The 15,886-nt window shown below is 61.2% G+C and carries 14 protein-coding genes and 1 tRNA gene; 10 read left to right on the forward strand and 5 right to left on the reverse strand.

Features of this window, described 5'->3' with window-relative positions; translation table 11 throughout:
* Positions 1-302 precede the first annotated feature (302 nt).
* Together N6L25_RS01905 and N6L25_RS01910 are read right to left on the reverse strand one after the other, a co-directional pair.
* Positions 303-379 (reverse strand) — tRNA-Arg (locus N6L25_RS01905).
* 257 nt (positions 380-636) lie between these two features.
* Positions 637-1,179 carry a YaeQ family protein gene (locus tag N6L25_RS01910; protein WP_271977340.1) on the reverse strand — a complete coding sequence of 181 codons (543 nt, stop codon included), beginning with the start codon at positions 1,177-1,179 and terminating at the stop codon, positions 637-639.
* Between the two features lie 39 nt (positions 1,180-1,218).
* Between N6L25_RS01910 and pepQ the strand changes: the two genes are divergently transcribed.
* The 4 genes from pepQ (at position 1,219) to N6L25_RS01930 (ending at position 5,069) form a co-directional block, all read left to right on the forward strand.
* A complete protein-coding gene (gene pepQ / locus N6L25_RS01915) occupies positions 1,219-2,556 on the forward strand; it encodes a Xaa-Pro dipeptidase (protein WP_442915194.1) in 1,338 nt (445 codons plus the stop codon).
* Between the two features lie 173 nt (positions 2,557-2,729).
* Positions 2,730-2,936 (forward strand): bacterioferritin-associated ferredoxin, encoded by a 207-nt coding sequence (locus N6L25_RS01920; RefSeq protein ID WP_271977342.1) that lies wholly within the window; start codon positions 2,730-2,732, stop codon positions 2,934-2,936.
* A gap of 136 nt (positions 2,937-3,072) precedes the next feature.
* On the forward strand, positions 3,073-3,549 hold the full coding sequence (gene bfr, locus N6L25_RS01925) for a bacterioferritin (RefSeq protein ID WP_271977343.1): 477 nt from the start codon (positions 3,073-3,075) through the stop codon (positions 3,547-3,549).
* Positions 3,550-3,716: 167 nt separating this feature from the next.
* Entirely contained in the window at positions 3,717-5,069 is a 1,353-nt protein-coding gene (locus N6L25_RS01930; RefSeq protein ID WP_271977344.1) for a phosphomannomutase, read from the forward strand.
* A 40-nt stretch (positions 5,070-5,109) separates the two neighbouring features.
* Here the strand turns inward: N6L25_RS01930 and N6L25_RS01935 are convergent, their stop codons facing one another.
* Positions 5,110-5,466 (reverse strand): hypothetical protein, encoded by a 357-nt coding sequence (locus N6L25_RS01935; RefSeq protein ID WP_442915195.1) that lies wholly within the window; start codon positions 5,464-5,466, stop codon positions 5,110-5,112.
* Positions 5,467-5,567: 101 nt separating this feature from the next.
* Here N6L25_RS01935 and N6L25_RS01940 point away from each other — a divergent pair, with 101 nt between their 5' ends.
* The gene (locus N6L25_RS01940; protein ID WP_271977345.1) at positions 5,568-5,984 is read left to right on the forward strand and encodes a c-type cytochrome; all 417 of its coding nucleotides are present in this window, start codon (positions 5,568-5,570) and stop codon (positions 5,982-5,984) included.
* A gap of 109 nt (positions 5,985-6,093) precedes the next feature.
* On the opposite strand, the gene rep is transcribed toward N6L25_RS01940, so the two are convergent.
* On the reverse strand, positions 6,094-8,112 hold the full coding sequence (gene rep / locus N6L25_RS01945; protein ID WP_271977346.1) for a DNA helicase Rep: 2,019 nt from the start codon (positions 8,110-8,112) through the stop codon (positions 6,094-6,096).
* A gap of 131 nt (positions 8,113-8,243) precedes the next feature.
* Between rep and N6L25_RS01950 the strand changes: the two genes are divergently transcribed.
* The 4 genes from N6L25_RS01950 (at position 8,244) to rmf (ending at position 14,559) form a co-directional block, all read left to right on the forward strand.
* Entirely contained in the window at positions 8,244-9,977 is a 1,734-nt protein-coding gene (locus N6L25_RS01950; RefSeq protein ID WP_334312376.1) for a GGDEF domain-containing response regulator, read from the forward strand.
* 50 nt (positions 9,978-10,027) lie between these two features.
* Positions 10,028-12,355 carry a Tex family protein gene (locus tag N6L25_RS01955; RefSeq protein WP_271977348.1) on the forward strand — a complete coding sequence of 776 codons (2,328 nt, stop codon included), beginning with the start codon at positions 10,028-10,030 and terminating at the stop codon, positions 12,353-12,355.
* 148 nt (positions 12,356-12,503) lie between these two features.
* Positions 12,504-14,060 carry a glutamate--cysteine ligase gene (gene gshA / locus N6L25_RS01960; RefSeq protein WP_271977349.1) on the forward strand — a complete coding sequence of 519 codons (1,557 nt, stop codon included), beginning with the start codon at positions 12,504-12,506 and terminating at the stop codon, positions 14,058-14,060.
* A gap of 286 nt (positions 14,061-14,346) precedes the next feature.
* Positions 14,347-14,559 (forward strand): ribosome modulation factor, encoded by a 213-nt coding sequence (gene rmf / locus N6L25_RS01965; protein ID WP_271977350.1) that lies wholly within the window; start codon positions 14,347-14,349, stop codon positions 14,557-14,559.
* A gap of 177 nt (positions 14,560-14,736) precedes the next feature.
* Here rmf and N6L25_RS01970 read toward each other — a convergent pair whose 3' ends face one another.
* Complete coding sequence (locus N6L25_RS01970; RefSeq protein WP_271977351.1) at positions 14,737-15,171, reverse strand: flagellar basal body-associated FliL family protein; 435 nt, start codon at positions 15,169-15,171, stop codon at positions 14,737-14,739.
* A gap of 128 nt (positions 15,172-15,299) precedes the next feature.
* Here N6L25_RS01970 and N6L25_RS01975 point away from each other — a divergent pair, with 128 nt between their 5' ends.
* Positions 15,300-15,791: a disulfide bond formation protein B gene (locus N6L25_RS01975; RefSeq protein ID WP_271977352.1), complete on the forward strand. Its 492-nt coding sequence runs from the start codon at positions 15,300-15,302 to the stop codon at positions 15,789-15,791.
* Positions 15,792-15,886 lie beyond the last annotated feature (95 nt).

Genomic DNA, 15,886 nt, shown 5'->3' on the forward strand with positions numbered 1-15,886 from the left:
GATTGGTTGGTGCCAGGCCAACGATTGCAGAACCGATTTTCGGAACGCGGCCTCGGTGCCGATGGCGGGTTGCTCCGGGCGAACTGGAGGTGGGCGTGAACTCGCAATTGGGGCTTGCTGGCGAACAGAGGATAGACTCAGCTCGCCTTAGGGCGATCTTCGGGGCTTTGCCCCGTCGTCGCTATGCTCCGACGTCCAAACGGCTGGCGCCGTTTGTCGAACCGGAGGTTCTCATCAAAGCCCTCCGACAAACCGTATTCCACAAAAAAGCCCCGCACTTGGCGGGGCTCCTTTGTGGAATATGGCCCGCCCGAGAGGATTCGAACCTCTGACCTCTGCCTCCGGAGGGCAGCGCTCTATCCAGCTGAGCTACGGGCGGTTATCTGGATACTGCAAGCTCCGAACATTGGGAGCCTGGCTCAGGCTTCGGAGTACTGGATAGCGCGCGACGCGCTCCCCCTTCGGGGTCCAGTCCCTTGCGTTGCATCGCAAGGGCCGCTTCAGCGGACGAAAGCTACGCTTCCGTTGATTCCGCCCAGCTGAGCTACGGGCGGAATGAAATCAAGCCGGTGGCGTTGATTTCGAGCCCGCAATCTTACGTGCGAAGAATGGCTCTGTCCAGCCCCCGGGAGGGATTTAGCGCAACGGGATTGGCTCCGGTTCAATCTGCACGTGCCGCTCGCCGTCGCTGATGCCCACCTCGCCATCCTGGATGGTGATTTGCAGCTGCATGGAGCGGTGAGCCAGTTCCGCCAGACCGGCGCAGGCTTCCTGGGGGAAATTCACCACCGAGAGATTGTCGAAACGGGTAAGCTTGCCGTGGATCTTGTCCCACCACAGGGGCACGGCGCGGCCGCCGTAGGTGTATAGCACCACCTGTCGGGCCCGATTGCAGGCCTTTCGGATTCGGCTTTCTTCCGGTAGACCGAGATCAATCCACAGCTCGATGTCGTCACTGAGGTCCTTCTGCCAAAGATCCGGTTCGTTGTCGGTGCTGATGCCTTTGGTGAATTCCAGGGTGTCGGTGGCGTGAAGAGCAAAGGCTATCAGTCGCAGCATCATGCGCTCTTCGGTTTCCGAGGGGTGCAGGGCCAGCGTCAAATGGTGGTCGGCATAATGGGACCGATCCATGTCGGCAATATTGAGTTGGGCCTTGTAAATGGTTGCCTTGAGCGCCATGGGGGGAATCCAGCTATAGTTTTTAACAGTTTACACTGAATGGTTCGGTGTGGAGGCGGGAAGTTTACAAGGTTTGAGGGTGCTGTGAATAACGAAAACCTGCAATCGCTGCAGTGCGATCACATAGACATTCTGCAACAACGCTACAGTCAGGCGCTGGAGGCGCACCAGTACGACGCCCTGCTGATCAGCTCCGGGGCGGCGCCGATGCGCTACGCCGACGATCAGGCTTATCCCTACCAGGGCTTCGGCCCTTTTGTGCACTGGACCGGTTGGCCCCAGCTGGAGCACAGTTGGCTGCTGGTGCGGCCGAACGCCAGGCCGACCCTGTGGGTCTATGCGCCGGATGATTTCTGGCATGCCCGCGCCGAGCTGCCGGATGATCCCTGGCTCGAGGCCATGGACATCTATCTCACCTCAACACCGGGCACGCCGACGCTGGATCACTGTGGCCGGTTGGCGGTGGTGGGGGATCCCGTCACCCTGGCGGGGATCGCGGGCGACCATAACCCGCCGCAGTTGTTGGCCAATTTGGAGGAGGCCCGGGTTCGCAAGACGCCCTACGAAGTGCAGTGTCTGGACATCGCCAACGCCCGCGCCGCGCCAGGGCATCGGGCGGCCATCGGCGCCTTCCACAATGGCGGCAGTGAATTCGACATCCGTCTGGCGTACCAGGCGGCCACCCGTCAGCCGGAACCGCTGGCACCGTATCCCAGCATCGTCGGGCTGAATGAGCACGCCGCAATTCTTCACTACCAGCAGGCCGACAACGCGCCGCCGGAGCGCAGTCGCAGCCTGCTGATTGATGCCGGTTACCGCTATCGGGGCTACGGTTCCGATATCACCCGTACCACCGCCGGCGTGGGGCAGGGCCGGTTTCAGGCCCTGGTGGCCGGGTTGGAGTCGCTGCAGCGACGGTTGTGCGAGGCGGTGTCGCCGGGGACGGCGTTTGTTGAGTTGCACCGGATCGCGCACCTGGGGCTGGCGGCACTGTTGCAGGCCGCCGATCTGGTTCATGGCCTGGACGAGGAAACCCTGGTGGCAGAGGGCATTACCCGGGCCTTCTTTCCCCATGGTCTGGGCCATTTGCTGGGGGTTCAGGTCCACGATGTGGCGGGCAAGCCCACTCCGCCACCGCCGGATGCGCCGTTCCTGCGCTGCACCCGAACCCTGGAGCCGGGTATGGTGGTGACCGTGGAGCCTGGCTTGTACTTCATACCGGCGCTGTTGCAGTCGTTACTGCAGGACGGGCTTGGTGGGCATCTGAATCGGCCGCTGCTCGACGAATTGATGCCCTGCGGCGGCGTGCGTATCGAGGATAACGTGCTGGTCTGCGAGAGCGGTCACCGTAATCTGACTCGGGCCCACCTGCCTTGAGTGATGCTGGCCGAGCCGAAGCGGTCGCAACGCGCGTTTAAAAAGCCTTTGGTAGCAATGGCTTGGTTTCTGGTGGTCAAAGTTGCACGATTTTTGTCCTGAAAAGGCTTGCAATACGATATGCAAATAACAATAATTATCACTAACTTTGACGACCTCAAGAGTTTTTCACTATGTACGTTTGTTTGTGCCACGGTGTAACCGACCGCGATATCCGTGAAGCCGTTGAGAATGGTGTGAACTCCATGCGTCAGCTGGGCAAGGAGCTGGGCGTGGGTCGTCAATGCGGTCGCTGTGCCTGTACTGCCCGAGAAATTCTGCGGGAAACCAAAACCTCCGACTACCTCGCCATGGCGAACATGCTTGCCCAGCCTGCCTGAGGCGCCGGCGTCCTTCAAGTTCCTGCTTGGCCCCTCCAACTTCCTGATTGAGAAGTATTTTCCGCTGCGGTTTTTTCTTACTGCGGTTTGGGTCTATCCTTAATTCTCTGGCCGATATGAGAGAGGAGACCCGGCAATGAAAGGTGACAAGAAAGTCATCCAGTTCCTGAACAAAGTACTGACCAACGAACTGACTGCAATCAATCAGTATTATCTCCATGCCAAGATGTACAAAGACTGGGGCATCACTAAGCTGGCGGCCAAGGAGTACGAAGAATCCATCGATGAAATGAAGCATGCCGACACGCTGATCGAGCGCATCCTGTTCCTCGAAGGCCTGCCCAACCTGCAGGATCTGAACAAGTTGCTGGTGGGCGAGAATGTCGAAGAGATGCTGAGCTGCGATCTCAAACTGGAGATGGCGGCCCATAAGGATCTTCAGGAGGCCATCCTGTATTGCGAGCAGGTGAAGGACTACACCAGTCGCCAACTGTTCCGCAGCATTCTGGACAGCGAGGAAGAGCATATCGACTGGCTGGAAACCCAGATGGAGCTGATCAGTCAGATGGGCATCCAGAATTACGTCCAGCTGCAGTCGGACTCCGCCGAATAAGACATTACTGCCGGGGCGCCCGCTGGGGCGTCCTGGTTAATCCCGCCACGGATTCTTGCCCTGCTGTCAATCTTTCCTGAAGTTGTCACCCGTTGCCGCTAAAATAGCGCTTTTGTTTCGTGAGCCCCGCCGTTCGTGACGGGCAAACCCTGGGAGATTGCTTCAATATGGACCTGTCCTGCTTCAAAGCCTATGACCTGCGCGGCCGTGTGCCCGAGCAGCTGAACCCGGAACTGGCCGAGCTGATCGGCCGCGCCTACGTGGCGGTCACTGGTGCCCGTAAGGTCATCGTCGGCTATGACATCCGCCTGTCCAGTCCTGACATCGCCAAGGCGTTGAGTGCTGGCCTGATGGCAGCCGGCGCCGATGTCTACGATATCGGCCTGTGCGGAACCGAGCAGGTGTACTTTGCCACCAGTCATTATCAGATGGATGGCGGTATCATGGTGACGGCCAGTCACAATCCCAAGGACCACAATGGCATGAAGATGGTGGGCCCGGAATCCCGTCCCATCAGTTCGGACAATGGCCTGAACGACATCCGCGACCGGGTGCTGGCGCCGTTTGAGGATGCCGCCGAACCGGGCCGGAGCCAGGTCCTGGACGTGGCGGCGGCCTACGTCGAGCACTTGCTCGGTTATGTGGATCGCGGTGCCCTTGCCCCCATGAAGATCGTGGTCAACGCCGGCAATGGCGGTGCCGGTCTGGTGATCGATGCCCTGGAGGCGGCGCTGCCGTTTGACTTCATCAAGGTTCATCACCAGCCCGATGGCCGCTTCCCCAATGGGGTGCCGAACCCGATCCTGGAAGAAAATCGCGCCGCCACTGCGGAGGCGGTGGTTGAGCACCAGGCCGCCATGGGTATCGCCTGGGACGGCGACTACGACCGCTGTTTCTTCTTTGACGAGAACGGTCGCTTCATCGAGGGCTACTACATCGTGGGCCTGCTGGCGGACCAGTTCCTGCGCAAGTCCGGTGGCGGGCGGGTGATTCACGACCCGCGCCTGACCTGGAATACCCTGGATCTGGTGGCCGCCGCCGGCGGTGAGGCGGTAGAAAGCAAGACCGGCCATGCCTTCATCAAGCAGCGCATGCGGGATGAGGATGCGGTGTATGGCGGGGAAATGAGTGCCCACCACTACTTCCGCGACTTCGCCTACTGCGACAGTGGCATGATCCCCTGGCTGTTGGTGGCCGAGCGCCTGTGCCAGTCTGGCCAGACGCTGTCGTCGTTGATCGATGCCCGCATCGAGGCTTACCCGGCCAGTGGCGAGATTAACCGCACCATAGCCAACCCACCGCAGGTGATTGCCGCCATTGAGCAGACCTACGGCGGTCAGGCCAAGTCGGTCAGTCATGTGGACGGCCTCAGCGTGGAGTTCGAGCACTGGCGCTTCAACCTGCGGATGTCCAACACCGAACCGGTGGTGCGGCTGAATGTGGAGGCCCGTGGAGACCGCGGCCTGATGGAGGCGAAAACCGCCGAGCTGTTGGCGGAAATGGATCGGTTAAACGGCTGAGGCCGCAGGGGCGCACCAGGCTGCCCCTGCTGAGGGAGTATTAGCCGCCCAGGCTGAGCCAGGTGCGGACGATGCCGTAGCCCCAAACTCCGAGCAGGGTCAGCGCCAACAAGCCGAAGATGATCTTGTGGCGCAGCTGGCGTTCGGCGCTGGCGGCCACCACCCAGCGCAGGTACATCAGGCCGATGAAGCTGGCGAAGACCCCCAGGCTGGCCAGGGCCGGGACCAGCAGCCAGCCCGGGCTGACCGGCTCACCGCTCTGGCCGAGGTTGCTGAGGATGGCCATGGAACCCACCAGGATGGCCAGGGCGGTGAACTCCAGGGCCAGTAGCGGCTTGCGCCAGCGTTGGGCTGAGGGTGCGGGTCTGGTATGACTAGGGGATGATGGGGTTGACACGAGTGACTCCATGTTTTGGGGTGTGTTGGTTTTTTTGCCCGGCGGCAGCCGCTATAATGCGCGCAGATTATTATAACGCTCTAATGCGAGGTGCATTGAAGATGAAGAGAGTCCTGGCTGTTGTGCTGCTTGCTTTCGGCTTGTCTGCCGGCGCAGCAATGGCGAACGTAGAAGATGAAATCCGCGCACGCATTGCGCCGATTGGTGAAGTCTGCCTGCAGGGCGACGACGAATGCGGTGCCGCCGCAGCGCCTGCGGCCACGGCCAGTGCCGGCCCCCGCTCCGGCGACGCGGTCTACAACGCTGTGTGTATGGCGTGTCATTCTACCGGTGCCGCCGGAGCCCCAATCGTAGGGGATGCCGGAGCCTGGGGTGCGCGCATCGACAAGGGGCTCGACACCCTGATCAGCCACGCCATCAACGGTTTCAATGCCATGCCCGCCAAAGGCGGCTGCGCCAACTGCCCGGATGAAGAAATCCAGGCGGCGGTGGAGTACATGGTGAGCGAGAGCAAGTAACCGCCTGGTTGCTCGACCGAGCACCAAAAAGCAAAAAAAGGGGGTCAGAACCTAGGTTCTGACCCCCTTTTTTTGGTGCTTTCTCGGACTTCAACGGCTGAGTGCTTTTTTATGCCCCCAGATCCCCCAGCAGTGCGCTCAGCGTCGCCTTGCCTTTCTTCTGGTTGGCTTCGGCGTCGGTCTCGCCCAGCCCCTGCCAGATGATGTCCTCTTCCGGCAGCTCGTCGAGGAAACGGCTGGGGATGGTTTCGATCTTCTCGCCGTACTGCTTGCGCTGGCCGGCGTAAGTCAGGGTCAGGGTTTCCCGGGCGCGGGTGATGCCCACGTACATCAGGCGGCGCTCTTCCTCTATATTGCCTTCTTCGATGCTGGTGCGGTGGGGCAGGATCTCCTCCTCCAGACCCATGATGAACACGTGGGGAAACTCCAGCCCCTTGGAGGCATGCAGGGTCAGCAGCTGTACCTTGTCGCTGTCATCCTCTTCCTCCCGCTGTTCCATCATGTCCCGCAGGATCAGTTTGCTGATGGCGTCCTCAATGCCGATCTCATCCGCGGTTCCCTTGCCGTCGTCCAGCATCCGCTGCACCGACTCCACCAGATACCAGATGTTGTCCATGCGCCGCTCTGCCTGCTTGGGCGAACCGGCGTGCTGGTGCAGCCATTCCTCGTACTCGATGTCGGTGAACAGCTGCTTGATCACCGGAATGGGGTCGTCCTCATGCAGCCGTCGACAGGTGTTCTCCACCCAGTGGGCGAAGCGGCGCAGCCGGTCCAGGCCCTTCTCGGTGACGTGGGACTCCGCGCCCAGATCCCCGAGGGCGCGAAACAGGCTGACGTTGCGGCTGCGGGCGTAGTGACTGAGCTGTTCCAGGGTGCGTGGCCCGATCTCCCGCCGCGGCACATTGACCACCCGCAGGAACGCGGCGTCGTCGTCTGGGTTGATCAATAGGCGCAGGTAGGACATGGCGTCCTTGATCTCATTCTTCGAGAAGAACGACTGGCCGCCGGAAATCCGGTAGGGAACCTGATACGCCTGCAGCTTCATTTCCAGTAACCGGGCCTGGTGATTGCCCCGGTAGAGCACGGCAAAGTCCCGCCAGGACAGCCCTTGCTTCAGTTTCTGGTCGATGATCTCGGTCGCCACCCGATCCACCTCGGCGTCTTCGTTTCGACAGCGCAGGATGCGGATTTCTTCGCCGATGGTGTGATCGCTCCACAGCGCCTTTTCGAACGTGTGGGGGTTGTTGGCGATGACGGTATTGGCGCAGCGCAGAATTCGGCTGGTGGAGCGGTAATTCTGTTCCAGCTTGGTGATTTTCAGGCTGGGGAAGTCTTCCTTCAGCTGGGCCAGGTTCTCCGGTCGGGCGCCGCGCCAGGCGTAGATCGACTGGTCATCATCGCCCACCACGGTGAAGGCGGCACGGTCCGCTACCAGCAGCTTGACCAGTTCGTACTGGCACACGTTGGTGTCCTGATACTCGTCCACCAGCATGTAGCGAATCTTTCGGCGCCACTTGTCGAGCACATCCGGACAACTGCGAAACAGCTGCACCGGCAGCAGGATCAGGTCGTCGAAGTCGACCGCGTTGTAGGCCTTGAGGTACTCGTTGTACTTGGCGTAGATCAGCGCAATGCGCTGCTCCCGTTCGTCGGCGGCCTTGCTCAGCGCCTCGGCCGGTCCGCGCAGGCCGTTCTTCCAGTTGGAAATGGTCATCTGGATGTCGGAGACTTCATCGCCCGAGTCGGCACCGCCCTCGGTGAACATCAGGTCTTGCAGCAACGCCTTGGCATCCTCGGCGTCAAACAGCGAGAAGCCGGGATGGTAGCCCAGGTGCGGATGCTCCTCGCGAATCATGTTGAGTCCCAGGTTGTGGAACGTCGACACGGTGAGCCCGCGGGCCAACTTGCGGTCCACCAACCGACTGACCCGTTCCTTCATCTCCCGGGCGGCCTTGTTGGTGAAGGTGACGGCGGCGATGTGGCGGCCCGGGATACCCACCTGTTCGATCAGATAGGCCATTTTGCGGGTGATCACACTGGTCTTGCCGCTGCCGGCGCCGGCCAGTACCAGCAGGGGGCCGTCAACATAATGGACGGCTTCACGCTGACGGGGATTGAGCTGAGACACGGTCTACCTGCCAAGGGAAAATGGGATCGAGTATTCTACACCAGCCGGCGTTGCTGTACCTTGTTAGGCAATCGGCTATTCTTGAACACAGTGAAAGGAAAAACGCCCTGCGGAAGGGATCGTCCACGATGATGTTGGCCAAACAACCGGTGAGCAGTAGCAGCGTTCGAATTCTTGTCCTGAGCCCCGACTATACCGACTTCTGTTGGTATCGGGCTTTGCTGGCGGAGGATGGCGAACTGTCGACCGATCTGACCTGGTGTCCGGATCTGGTGGACTGCGAAGACCTGCTGCGCAACGCCCATTTCGATGTCATTCTGTGGGATTGTGTGTTTCACGGCGGTTCGGAAAAGGCCTTCCTGCACTATCTGGCCGTTTCCGGCAACGACAAGCCGGTACTCGCCGTCAGTGCCGAGTCGCCAGCGGAGCTGGCCAACGAATTATTGGGGCAGGGCGCTGCGGATTACCTCAGCAAAGCCGGACTCGACCCGTGGAGCCTGCGCCGGGCGGTGCGCTGTCTGTGGTATCGCGGCCAGCTGGGCGAGACTGAGCAGGGCCAGCTTCGTCGGGAGGTGGCCAGCGGCTTCATCAATCGCGATCTGTTTTTCGATCGTCTGCAACAGGCGCTGTTACGGGCGGAACGCGGCCGACAACGGCTGGCCCTGTTGCACCTCAACCTCGACAACTTCCGCAGCTTGAACGAGTCCATCGGCTATCAGGAGAGCGATCAGCTGATCCTGAAGCTGGCCGATCGCCTGCGCACCAGCCTGCGGCGGGTGGATTCGCTGATGCGCATTGGCGGTGACGAATTTGCGGTGATCGTGGAAAAGGTGGAGGACTCCCTGGCGATCAGCCAGATCATCCGCAAGGTGGTGTCCAGCCTGGACGACCCCTTTGTCGTTGCCGGCCAGAATCTGCTGGTCAGTGCCAGCCTCGGTGTGGCGAGCTACCCGGAGGCGGGCGATACCCCGGAAACGCTCATGCGGCGAGCCAACCGCGCCATGTTTGAAGCCAAGCGCGATGCCGGTACCAGTTATCGCTTCTACGACCAGCAGTTGCACATCAACGCCGGTTACCAGCTGCGGCTGGAGGCCGACTTGCGCAATGCCCTGCGCGGTCATGAGCTGGAACTGTATTACCAGCCGCGGATCGATCTGGCCACCGAGGACGTGCGCGGGGTGGAGTGCCTGATCCGCTGGAATCACCCGGAACGGGGGCTGGTGAGCCCGGACGAATTCATTCCCGCCGCCGAGCGCAGCGGCCTGATCGTGCCCATTGGCTACTGGGTGATCGAGCAGGCCTGTGCCCGCCTGCAGCAGATGGCCGATCTCGGCTACCCGGGCTTGGTGTTTGCGGTCAATCTGTCGTTTCGCCAGTTCCATGATCGCAAGATGACCGAGACCATCTTCCGCATTATCTATAACGCCAACGTCGATACCAGTCTGATTGAGCTGGAACTGACCGAAAGCGCCATGATGCACGATCTGGATTATGCGCGCCGGTGCTTGAGAGAGCTCAACCAGCTGGGTGTCAGTTTCGCCCTGGACGATTTTGGTACCGGCTTTTCCTCCCTCAGCAACCTGCAGAACCTGCCGATCTCGCTGCTGAAGATCGACAAATCCTTCGTTCAGCAACTGGGGCGGTCGGCGGATGCCGAACATATCATTCGAGCGATCATCAGCCTGGCCCACAGTCTGCAGATCAGTGTGGTGGCGGAGGGCGTCGAGACCGACGGTCAGCTGGAATTTCTTCGCCAGGAGCACTGCGATGAAATACAGGGATACTACTTTGCCCGCCCCATGCCCTGGCAGGAGTTGATCGATTTCCTCCATAACCACAGCCAAGCGGCTTGCTTGCAGCAATAACGCACTGTACCTTTTGCGCTTCAGTTGAAAAGCATCAGTGTAGAGGTGGCATGAACAGTATCTCCCGGCGCATTGCCGATGAACTCGGGGTCCGTGAGGAGCAGGTCAACGCAACCGTGGGCCTGTTGGATGAAGGCGCGACCGTTCCCTTTATCGCCCGTTATCGCAAGGAAGTCACCGGCTCCCTCGACGATGGTCAGTTGCGCACCCTGGAAGAACGATTGCGTTACCTGCGCGAGCTGGAAGAGCGTCGTGGCGCCATCCTCAAGAGCATCAACGAGCAGGGCAAGCTGACCGAGGAACTGAAGGCGGCCATCGACGGCGCGGACACCAAGAATCGCCTGGAAGACCTCTACCTGCCGTACAAGCCCAAGCGTCGAACCAAGGCCCAGATCGCCCGCGAGGCGGGGCTGGAGCCGTTGGCGGATGCGCTCTACAACGACCCTACCCAAGACCCCCAGACCCTGGCACAAGGCTATCTCAATGCCGAGGCCGGCGTGGCGGACACCAAGGCCGCCCTGGATGGCGCCCGCTATATCCTGATGGAGCGCTTTGCCGAGGATGCCGAGCTGCTTGGCCAGTTGCGGGACTTTATCTGGCAGGAAGGCCAGCTCAAGGTCACGGTGGTGGACGGCAGGGAAAGCGAAGGGGCCAAGTTCCGCGATTACTTCGACCACAGCGAAGCCTTGAAGAAGGTGCCCTCGCACCGGGCCCTGGCGATACTGCGTGGCCGCAACGAGGGTATTCTGACCTACAGTCTGGTGGTGGGCGAGGTCGAAGACGACCGTCGCCAGCCTCACCCGGCGGAGCAGCGCATTGCTGCCCATTGGCGTATCCGCGACAACGGCCGCGCGGCCGATAAATGGCTGGCCGAGGTGGTGCGCTGGACCTGGCGGGTCAAGCTGTCCACCCAGATCGATACCGACCTGATGGCCCAGGTGCGGGAGGCCGCGGAATCCGAAGCCATCAATGTGTTTGCCGCCAACCTCAAAGACCTGTTGTTGCTGGCCCCGGCCGGCCCCCGTCCAACCCTGGGACTGGACCCTGGGCTGCGCACCGGGGTGAAGGTGGCGGTGATCGACGGCACCGGCGCGGTGGCCGGCCACGGCGCCATCTTCCCTCATGCGCCCAAGAACCAGTGGGACCGATCCATTGAGCAGCTGGCCACCTGGTGCCGGCAGTTCAAGATCGAGCTGGTGGCCATTGGTAACGGCACTGCGTCGCGGGAAACCGAAAAGCTGGTCGCCGACCTGGTCAAACGTTACCCGGAATTGAACCTTGCCCGTATCGTGGTCAACGAGTCCGGAGCCTCCATCTACTCGGCGTCGGAATTTGCCGCCAAGGAGCTGCCGGATCTGGACGTCACCATTCGTGGCGCGGTGTCCATTGCCCGCCGGTTGCAGGACCCGCTGGCGGAGCTGGTGAAAATTGAACCCAAGTCCATTGGTGTCGGTCAGTACCAGCATGACGTCTCCCAGGTGCAGCTGGCCCGCAGCCTGGACGCCGTGGTGGAGGATTGCGTAAACGGTGTCGGTGTCGACCTCAATACCGCATCGGTACCGTTGCTGTCGCGGGTGTCCGGATTGAACCAGTCCATCGCCCAGAATATCGTCGACCATCGCAACCGCAATGGCGTATTCAATAACCGCAAGCAGCTGCTGGATGTCGCCCGTCTGGGCGGCCGCACCTTCGAGCAGGCCGCGGGCTTCCTGCGCATTGCCGGAGGCGACAATCCGCTTGACCGTTCCTCGGTGCACCCAGAGGCCTATGGCGTGGCGGAGGCGATTGCCGTCAAGAATGGCCGTGCACTGGCCGACATCCTCGGCGATGCGGTGTTCCTCAGAAGCCTGAAAGCCGAGGATTACGTGACCGAGCAGTTTGGTTTGCCGACGGTGAAGGACATCATTGCCGAACTGGAGAAACCGGGGCGGGACCCACGTCCGGAATTCCGCTTTGCCAGCTTCGAGGAGGGCGTTGAAACCCTCGCCGACCTGAAGGACGGCATGGTGCTGGAGGGCACGGTGACCAACGTCACCAACTTTGGCGCCTTCGTCGATATCGGCGTCCATCAGGACGGGCTGGTGCATATCTCCGCCCTGTCTCACGAGTTCGTCAAGGACCCGAGGGATGTGGTTAAGGCCGGCGACATCGTCAAGGTCAAGGTGATGGATGTGGACATCCCGCGCAAACGTATCGCGCTGTCGATGCGGATGGACGACCAGCCCGGAGAGAAAAACGCAGAGGACAAGCGTGGCAGCAGCCGTGCCGGCGCGCGCACCGGGCAGCGTTCAGGCCAGCAGGGACGTCAGCCCGAACCGAAGGGGGCCATGGCCGGTGCCCTGGCGCAGGCCATGGCTGCCGCGCGCAAGGGGCGTTAAGGTCGCTCTGAGTAACGCCCCTGTATCGCCCTTGCCTTGACCGCAGGGGCGCAGGAGGCGCTATGCCGAGGCTCCGCGAGACCTCATCCATTCATTCAACGTGGCCGTACCACCGTCGGTGCCGGTCGCGGTGCAGCAGGAGTCTGGCATGGGGGAATCCCGTCACCAGCTTTTTCGCCAACTGTCCGCTAATCACTGGAGCGGATTTCGCAAAGGGGTTGAGAAGGAAGGTCTGCGCGTCGATCGCAACGGCTTCATTGCGCAGACGCCGCATCCACGGGCGTTGGGCTCGACCCTGACCCATCCCCGCATTACCACCGATTACTCCGAGGCCCTGCTGGAGCTGATCACCCCGGTGTGCAACAGCACCGGGGAACTGCTCGACACCCTGTACGATATTCATCACTACGTTCACCAGCATCTCGGGGACGAGGTGCTGTGGCCTGCCAGTATGCCCTGTGCGCTGGATGGCGACGCCAGTATTCCCATTGCCGAGTACGGCAGCTCCAACATTGGCCGCCTCAAGCACGTTTATCGTCAGGGCCTGGCCGTGCGTTACGGCCGAATCATGCAGAGCATTGCCGGCGCCCATTACAACCTGTCCTTGCCGGACAGCTTCTGGCAGGGCTGGCAGCAGGCGTTGGGAGATGGTCAGAGCCTGCGGGACTTCCGTTCCGAGCAATACTTCTGGCTGGTTCGTAACTTCCGTCGTCGCAGCTGGCTGCTGATGTTGCTGTTCGGCGCCTCGCCGGCACTGGATGCCAGCTTCGTTGCCGATGTGAAGCATGGCCTCAAGCGGCTGGACGAAGCCACCTGGTATGGGGCCGACGCCACTTCGCTGCGTATGGGCGACCTAGGCTACCATAACAACGCTCAGGCTTCGCTCAATATCTGTTTCAATGAACTGCAGACTTACACCGCCACCCTGGCTGGGGCCTTGCGTACGCCGTGGCCGGACTACGAGAAACTCGGCGTACGCCGGGATGGTCAGTTTATCCAGATCAGCACCAGCATTCTGCAGATCGAGAACGAGTACTACAGCGCCATCCGGCCGAAGCGCACCACCGAGCGGGAAGAGAAACCCATCGAGGCGCTCAACGCCCGTGGCGTGGAATATGTGGAAGTTCGCTGCCTCGACCTTGATCCGTTCTCGCCGGTCGGCGTCACCGCCGAGCAGCTGGATTTCCTCGACCTGTTCCTGCTTGACTGCCTGCTCGCCGACAGCCCGCGCATCGATGACGAAGAGTGTGCGCATTTGGACGATTGCTACAAAGACGTGGTCAGTCGTGGTCGTGCCGAGGATCTGATGCTGACCTCCTGCGCCGGCGCGCAGCCGGTGTTAGCGGCGGCCCGGGCACTGCTGGACCGATTGACGCCGCTGGCCGAACAGCTGGACGGCTTGACCGGCGACGAGCGGTATCGCAAGGCTCTGGCGGTGCAGCTGGACAAGCTGGCGCATCCTGGCCATCTGCCTTCGGCCCGCGTCATGGAGGCCATGACGGCCAGTGGTCTGGGGCATCGGGACTGGGCGCTGGCCCAGGCTAAACAGCAACAAGCCGAGTTCCGGGCCCGGCCGCTGCCCGCAGACGTGCAGCAGGCGTTCGATACCATGAGTCGGGAGTCGCTGGTCGGCCAGGCGGAACTGGAGCAGAGCGATTCGCTGCCGTTCGACCGCTTCCTGGAGCAATACCTGGCGGATCGGTGAGCCGTCGCCCATGGCCGCAGTCCCTGGCCTGACCACATTGCCTCGCATGTGGTCGCCAGCATTTACCCGGCCGGCCTGGTGCCGCCGCTGTTGTGAGGTTCGTAGGCCCCAGGTCACGCAGAAAACGGACCTGTCGCACAAATAATGAACAGCGGCTTGTCATGTCAGGAAGCCACTGTTAGCTTTTGTTACTGCCTGTCCGGCCCGAAGTTGCCTGGGTCGGCACTGTTGTCGCGGCCGCGGCCGCGGTCAGGGATAGGGAAAGGGAAAGGGAAAGGGAGGGGGCATGGCCAGGGAAATCAATCTGGGTTGGGATGTGGAGACGCTCAACAAGGCCTATCGGCAGGGCCATATGGCCGCAGCCATGGGGATGGGGTGTGATCGTTGTCCCTATCGTGGCGCGGTCGTCATCGCGGCCTGGGAAGCCGGCTGGGAAGATGCCCGAGAGACGGCGCGGGAGGCCGTCGCCAACCGCGACCTGCTGTCCCGTATTGCCTGATTCCGCAGACCCGGGCCGGCCCCTGTTAAGTCTTCCCGCCTGTTGCGGTGACACCACCTGGCGTTGTGCTATTGAGCATTGCACTGCCTGGCTTTGCTGGGCCTGGCGTTGTGTTACTTAACGCGGTGCTGTTTATCACTGCACTATTTATTGCTGCACTATTTATCGCTGTACTATCTAGCGCTGTACTACGAAGGTGGTGAAGATCACGTCGGCCACGGTTTCTCCCGTCTGCTGTTCTGCCAGCACGGCATTGATCCGCTTCAGGGCCTCGTCCCGCAACGCCTGCTTGCCCTCGACCGAACTTAGCTGCTCCATATCGGTCTGTTCCCCGAACAGCATCACCAGCTCATGCCGTAGTCGAGGCATGTGGACCTCCAGAACGGCGCGGGTGGTTTCCCGAGTGGCCCGTAACGTCACCGCCGCCTTCAGGTATTGGATTTTCTGGTCCGGTATCCCGACGTGGGTGACAAAGGCGGGCTCCATTTCGATGTAATCGGTCACCCGGGCTTCGCTGTCCGGCTCGTCACCGTCCTGTGCGAGCGCGGGGACAGCGATGATGGGCAGCAGGCAAACCAGGGCCAGCAGGCGCAATAATGACATTACGTTCATAGGCTTGATGTTCTTGCAGGTTTGAGGTTTAGTGACCAGTCGGAGCTGGCTGGCATCGTCAGAATAACAGGCTGCGGCCTGGCTTGCAGCATCGTCACGAGGGAGAGGTTTGGGATGAGGGCGCACGTTTGAGTGAGCGGTTGGTATTTACCCTGATATTTGTGGTTTGTGCCGCGCTGTTGGGTACGGCCTTTTACATGGAATATGTGATGGGGCTGGAGCCCTGTCCACTGTGCTGGCTGCAGCGGTACGCCTTCCTGGCGGTGGCTGTGGTTAGTCTGTTGGCGATACTGCACAACCCGGTTGCGGTGGGTCGAAGAGTCTATGGCCTGCTGCTGACCCTGTTTGCCGCTGTCGGCCTGGGGCTGGCCGGGCGTCAGCTCTGGCTGCAGAGCCTGCCGGCGGATCAGGTGCCGGCCTGCGGACCATCGGTGGAATACATGCTGGAGGTTTTACCCTGGCTGGAGGTGTTAAAGACCGCCTTGCAGGGTACCGGCGATTGCGCCGAGGTGGTGTGGCGTTTCCTGGGGCTGAGTATCCCGGGCTGGACGGCGGTGTTCTTTAGCGTTCTGGTGGTGGCTGGGTTGGTCATGCTGCTGCGTCCAGGTGGTACTCGCTGACGGCCTGGAAAATATCCCGTCGGGGCTGTTGCGGGTGACGGTTGGCTTGGGGTAATTTGAAAGACACCGAGAACAATAACCGAAAAGGCCGCAAT

This window comes from Marinobacter sp. SS21, from assembly GCF_028369065.1.
Lineage (GTDB): Bacteria > Pseudomonadota > Gammaproteobacteria > Pseudomonadales > Oleiphilaceae > Marinobacter.

What these genes read in the sequence shown, in the direction of transcription:
- N6L25_RS01910 (WP_271977340.1), bottom strand. Translation starts at nt 1,179, where the DNA reads ATGGCGCTCAAGGCAACCATTTACAAGGCCCAACTCAATATTGCCGAC.
- pepQ (WP_442915194.1), top strand. Translation starts at nt 1,219, where the DNA reads ATGGTTCGGTGTGGAGGCGGGAAGTTTACAAGGTTTGAGGGTGCTGTG.
- N6L25_RS01920 (WP_271977342.1), top strand. Translation starts at nt 2,730, where the DNA reads ATGTACGTTTGTTTGTGCCACGGTGTAACCGACCGCGATATCCGTGAA.
- bfr (WP_271977343.1), top strand. Translation starts at nt 3,073, where the DNA reads ATGAAAGGTGACAAGAAAGTCATCCAGTTCCTGAACAAAGTACTGACC.
- N6L25_RS01930 (WP_271977344.1), top strand. Translation starts at nt 3,717, where the DNA reads ATGGACCTGTCCTGCTTCAAAGCCTATGACCTGCGCGGCCGTGTGCCC.
- N6L25_RS01940 (WP_271977345.1), top strand. Translation starts at nt 5,568, where the DNA reads ATGAAGAGAGTCCTGGCTGTTGTGCTGCTTGCTTTCGGCTTGTCTGCC.
- N6L25_RS01950 (WP_334312376.1), top strand. Translation starts at nt 8,244, where the DNA reads ATGTTGGCCAAACAACCGGTGAGCAGTAGCAGCGTTCGAATTCTTGTC.
- N6L25_RS01955 (WP_271977348.1), top strand. Translation starts at nt 10,028, where the DNA reads ATGAACAGTATCTCCCGGCGCATTGCCGATGAACTCGGGGTCCGTGAG.
- gshA (WP_271977349.1), top strand. Translation starts at nt 12,504, where the DNA reads ATGGGGGAATCCCGTCACCAGCTTTTTCGCCAACTGTCCGCTAATCAC.
- rmf (WP_271977350.1), top strand. Translation starts at nt 14,347, where the DNA reads ATGGCCAGGGAAATCAATCTGGGTTGGGATGTGGAGACGCTCAACAAG.
- N6L25_RS01970 (WP_271977351.1), bottom strand. Translation starts at nt 15,171, where the DNA reads ATGAACGTAATGTCATTATTGCGCCTGCTGGCCCTGGTTTGCCTGCTG.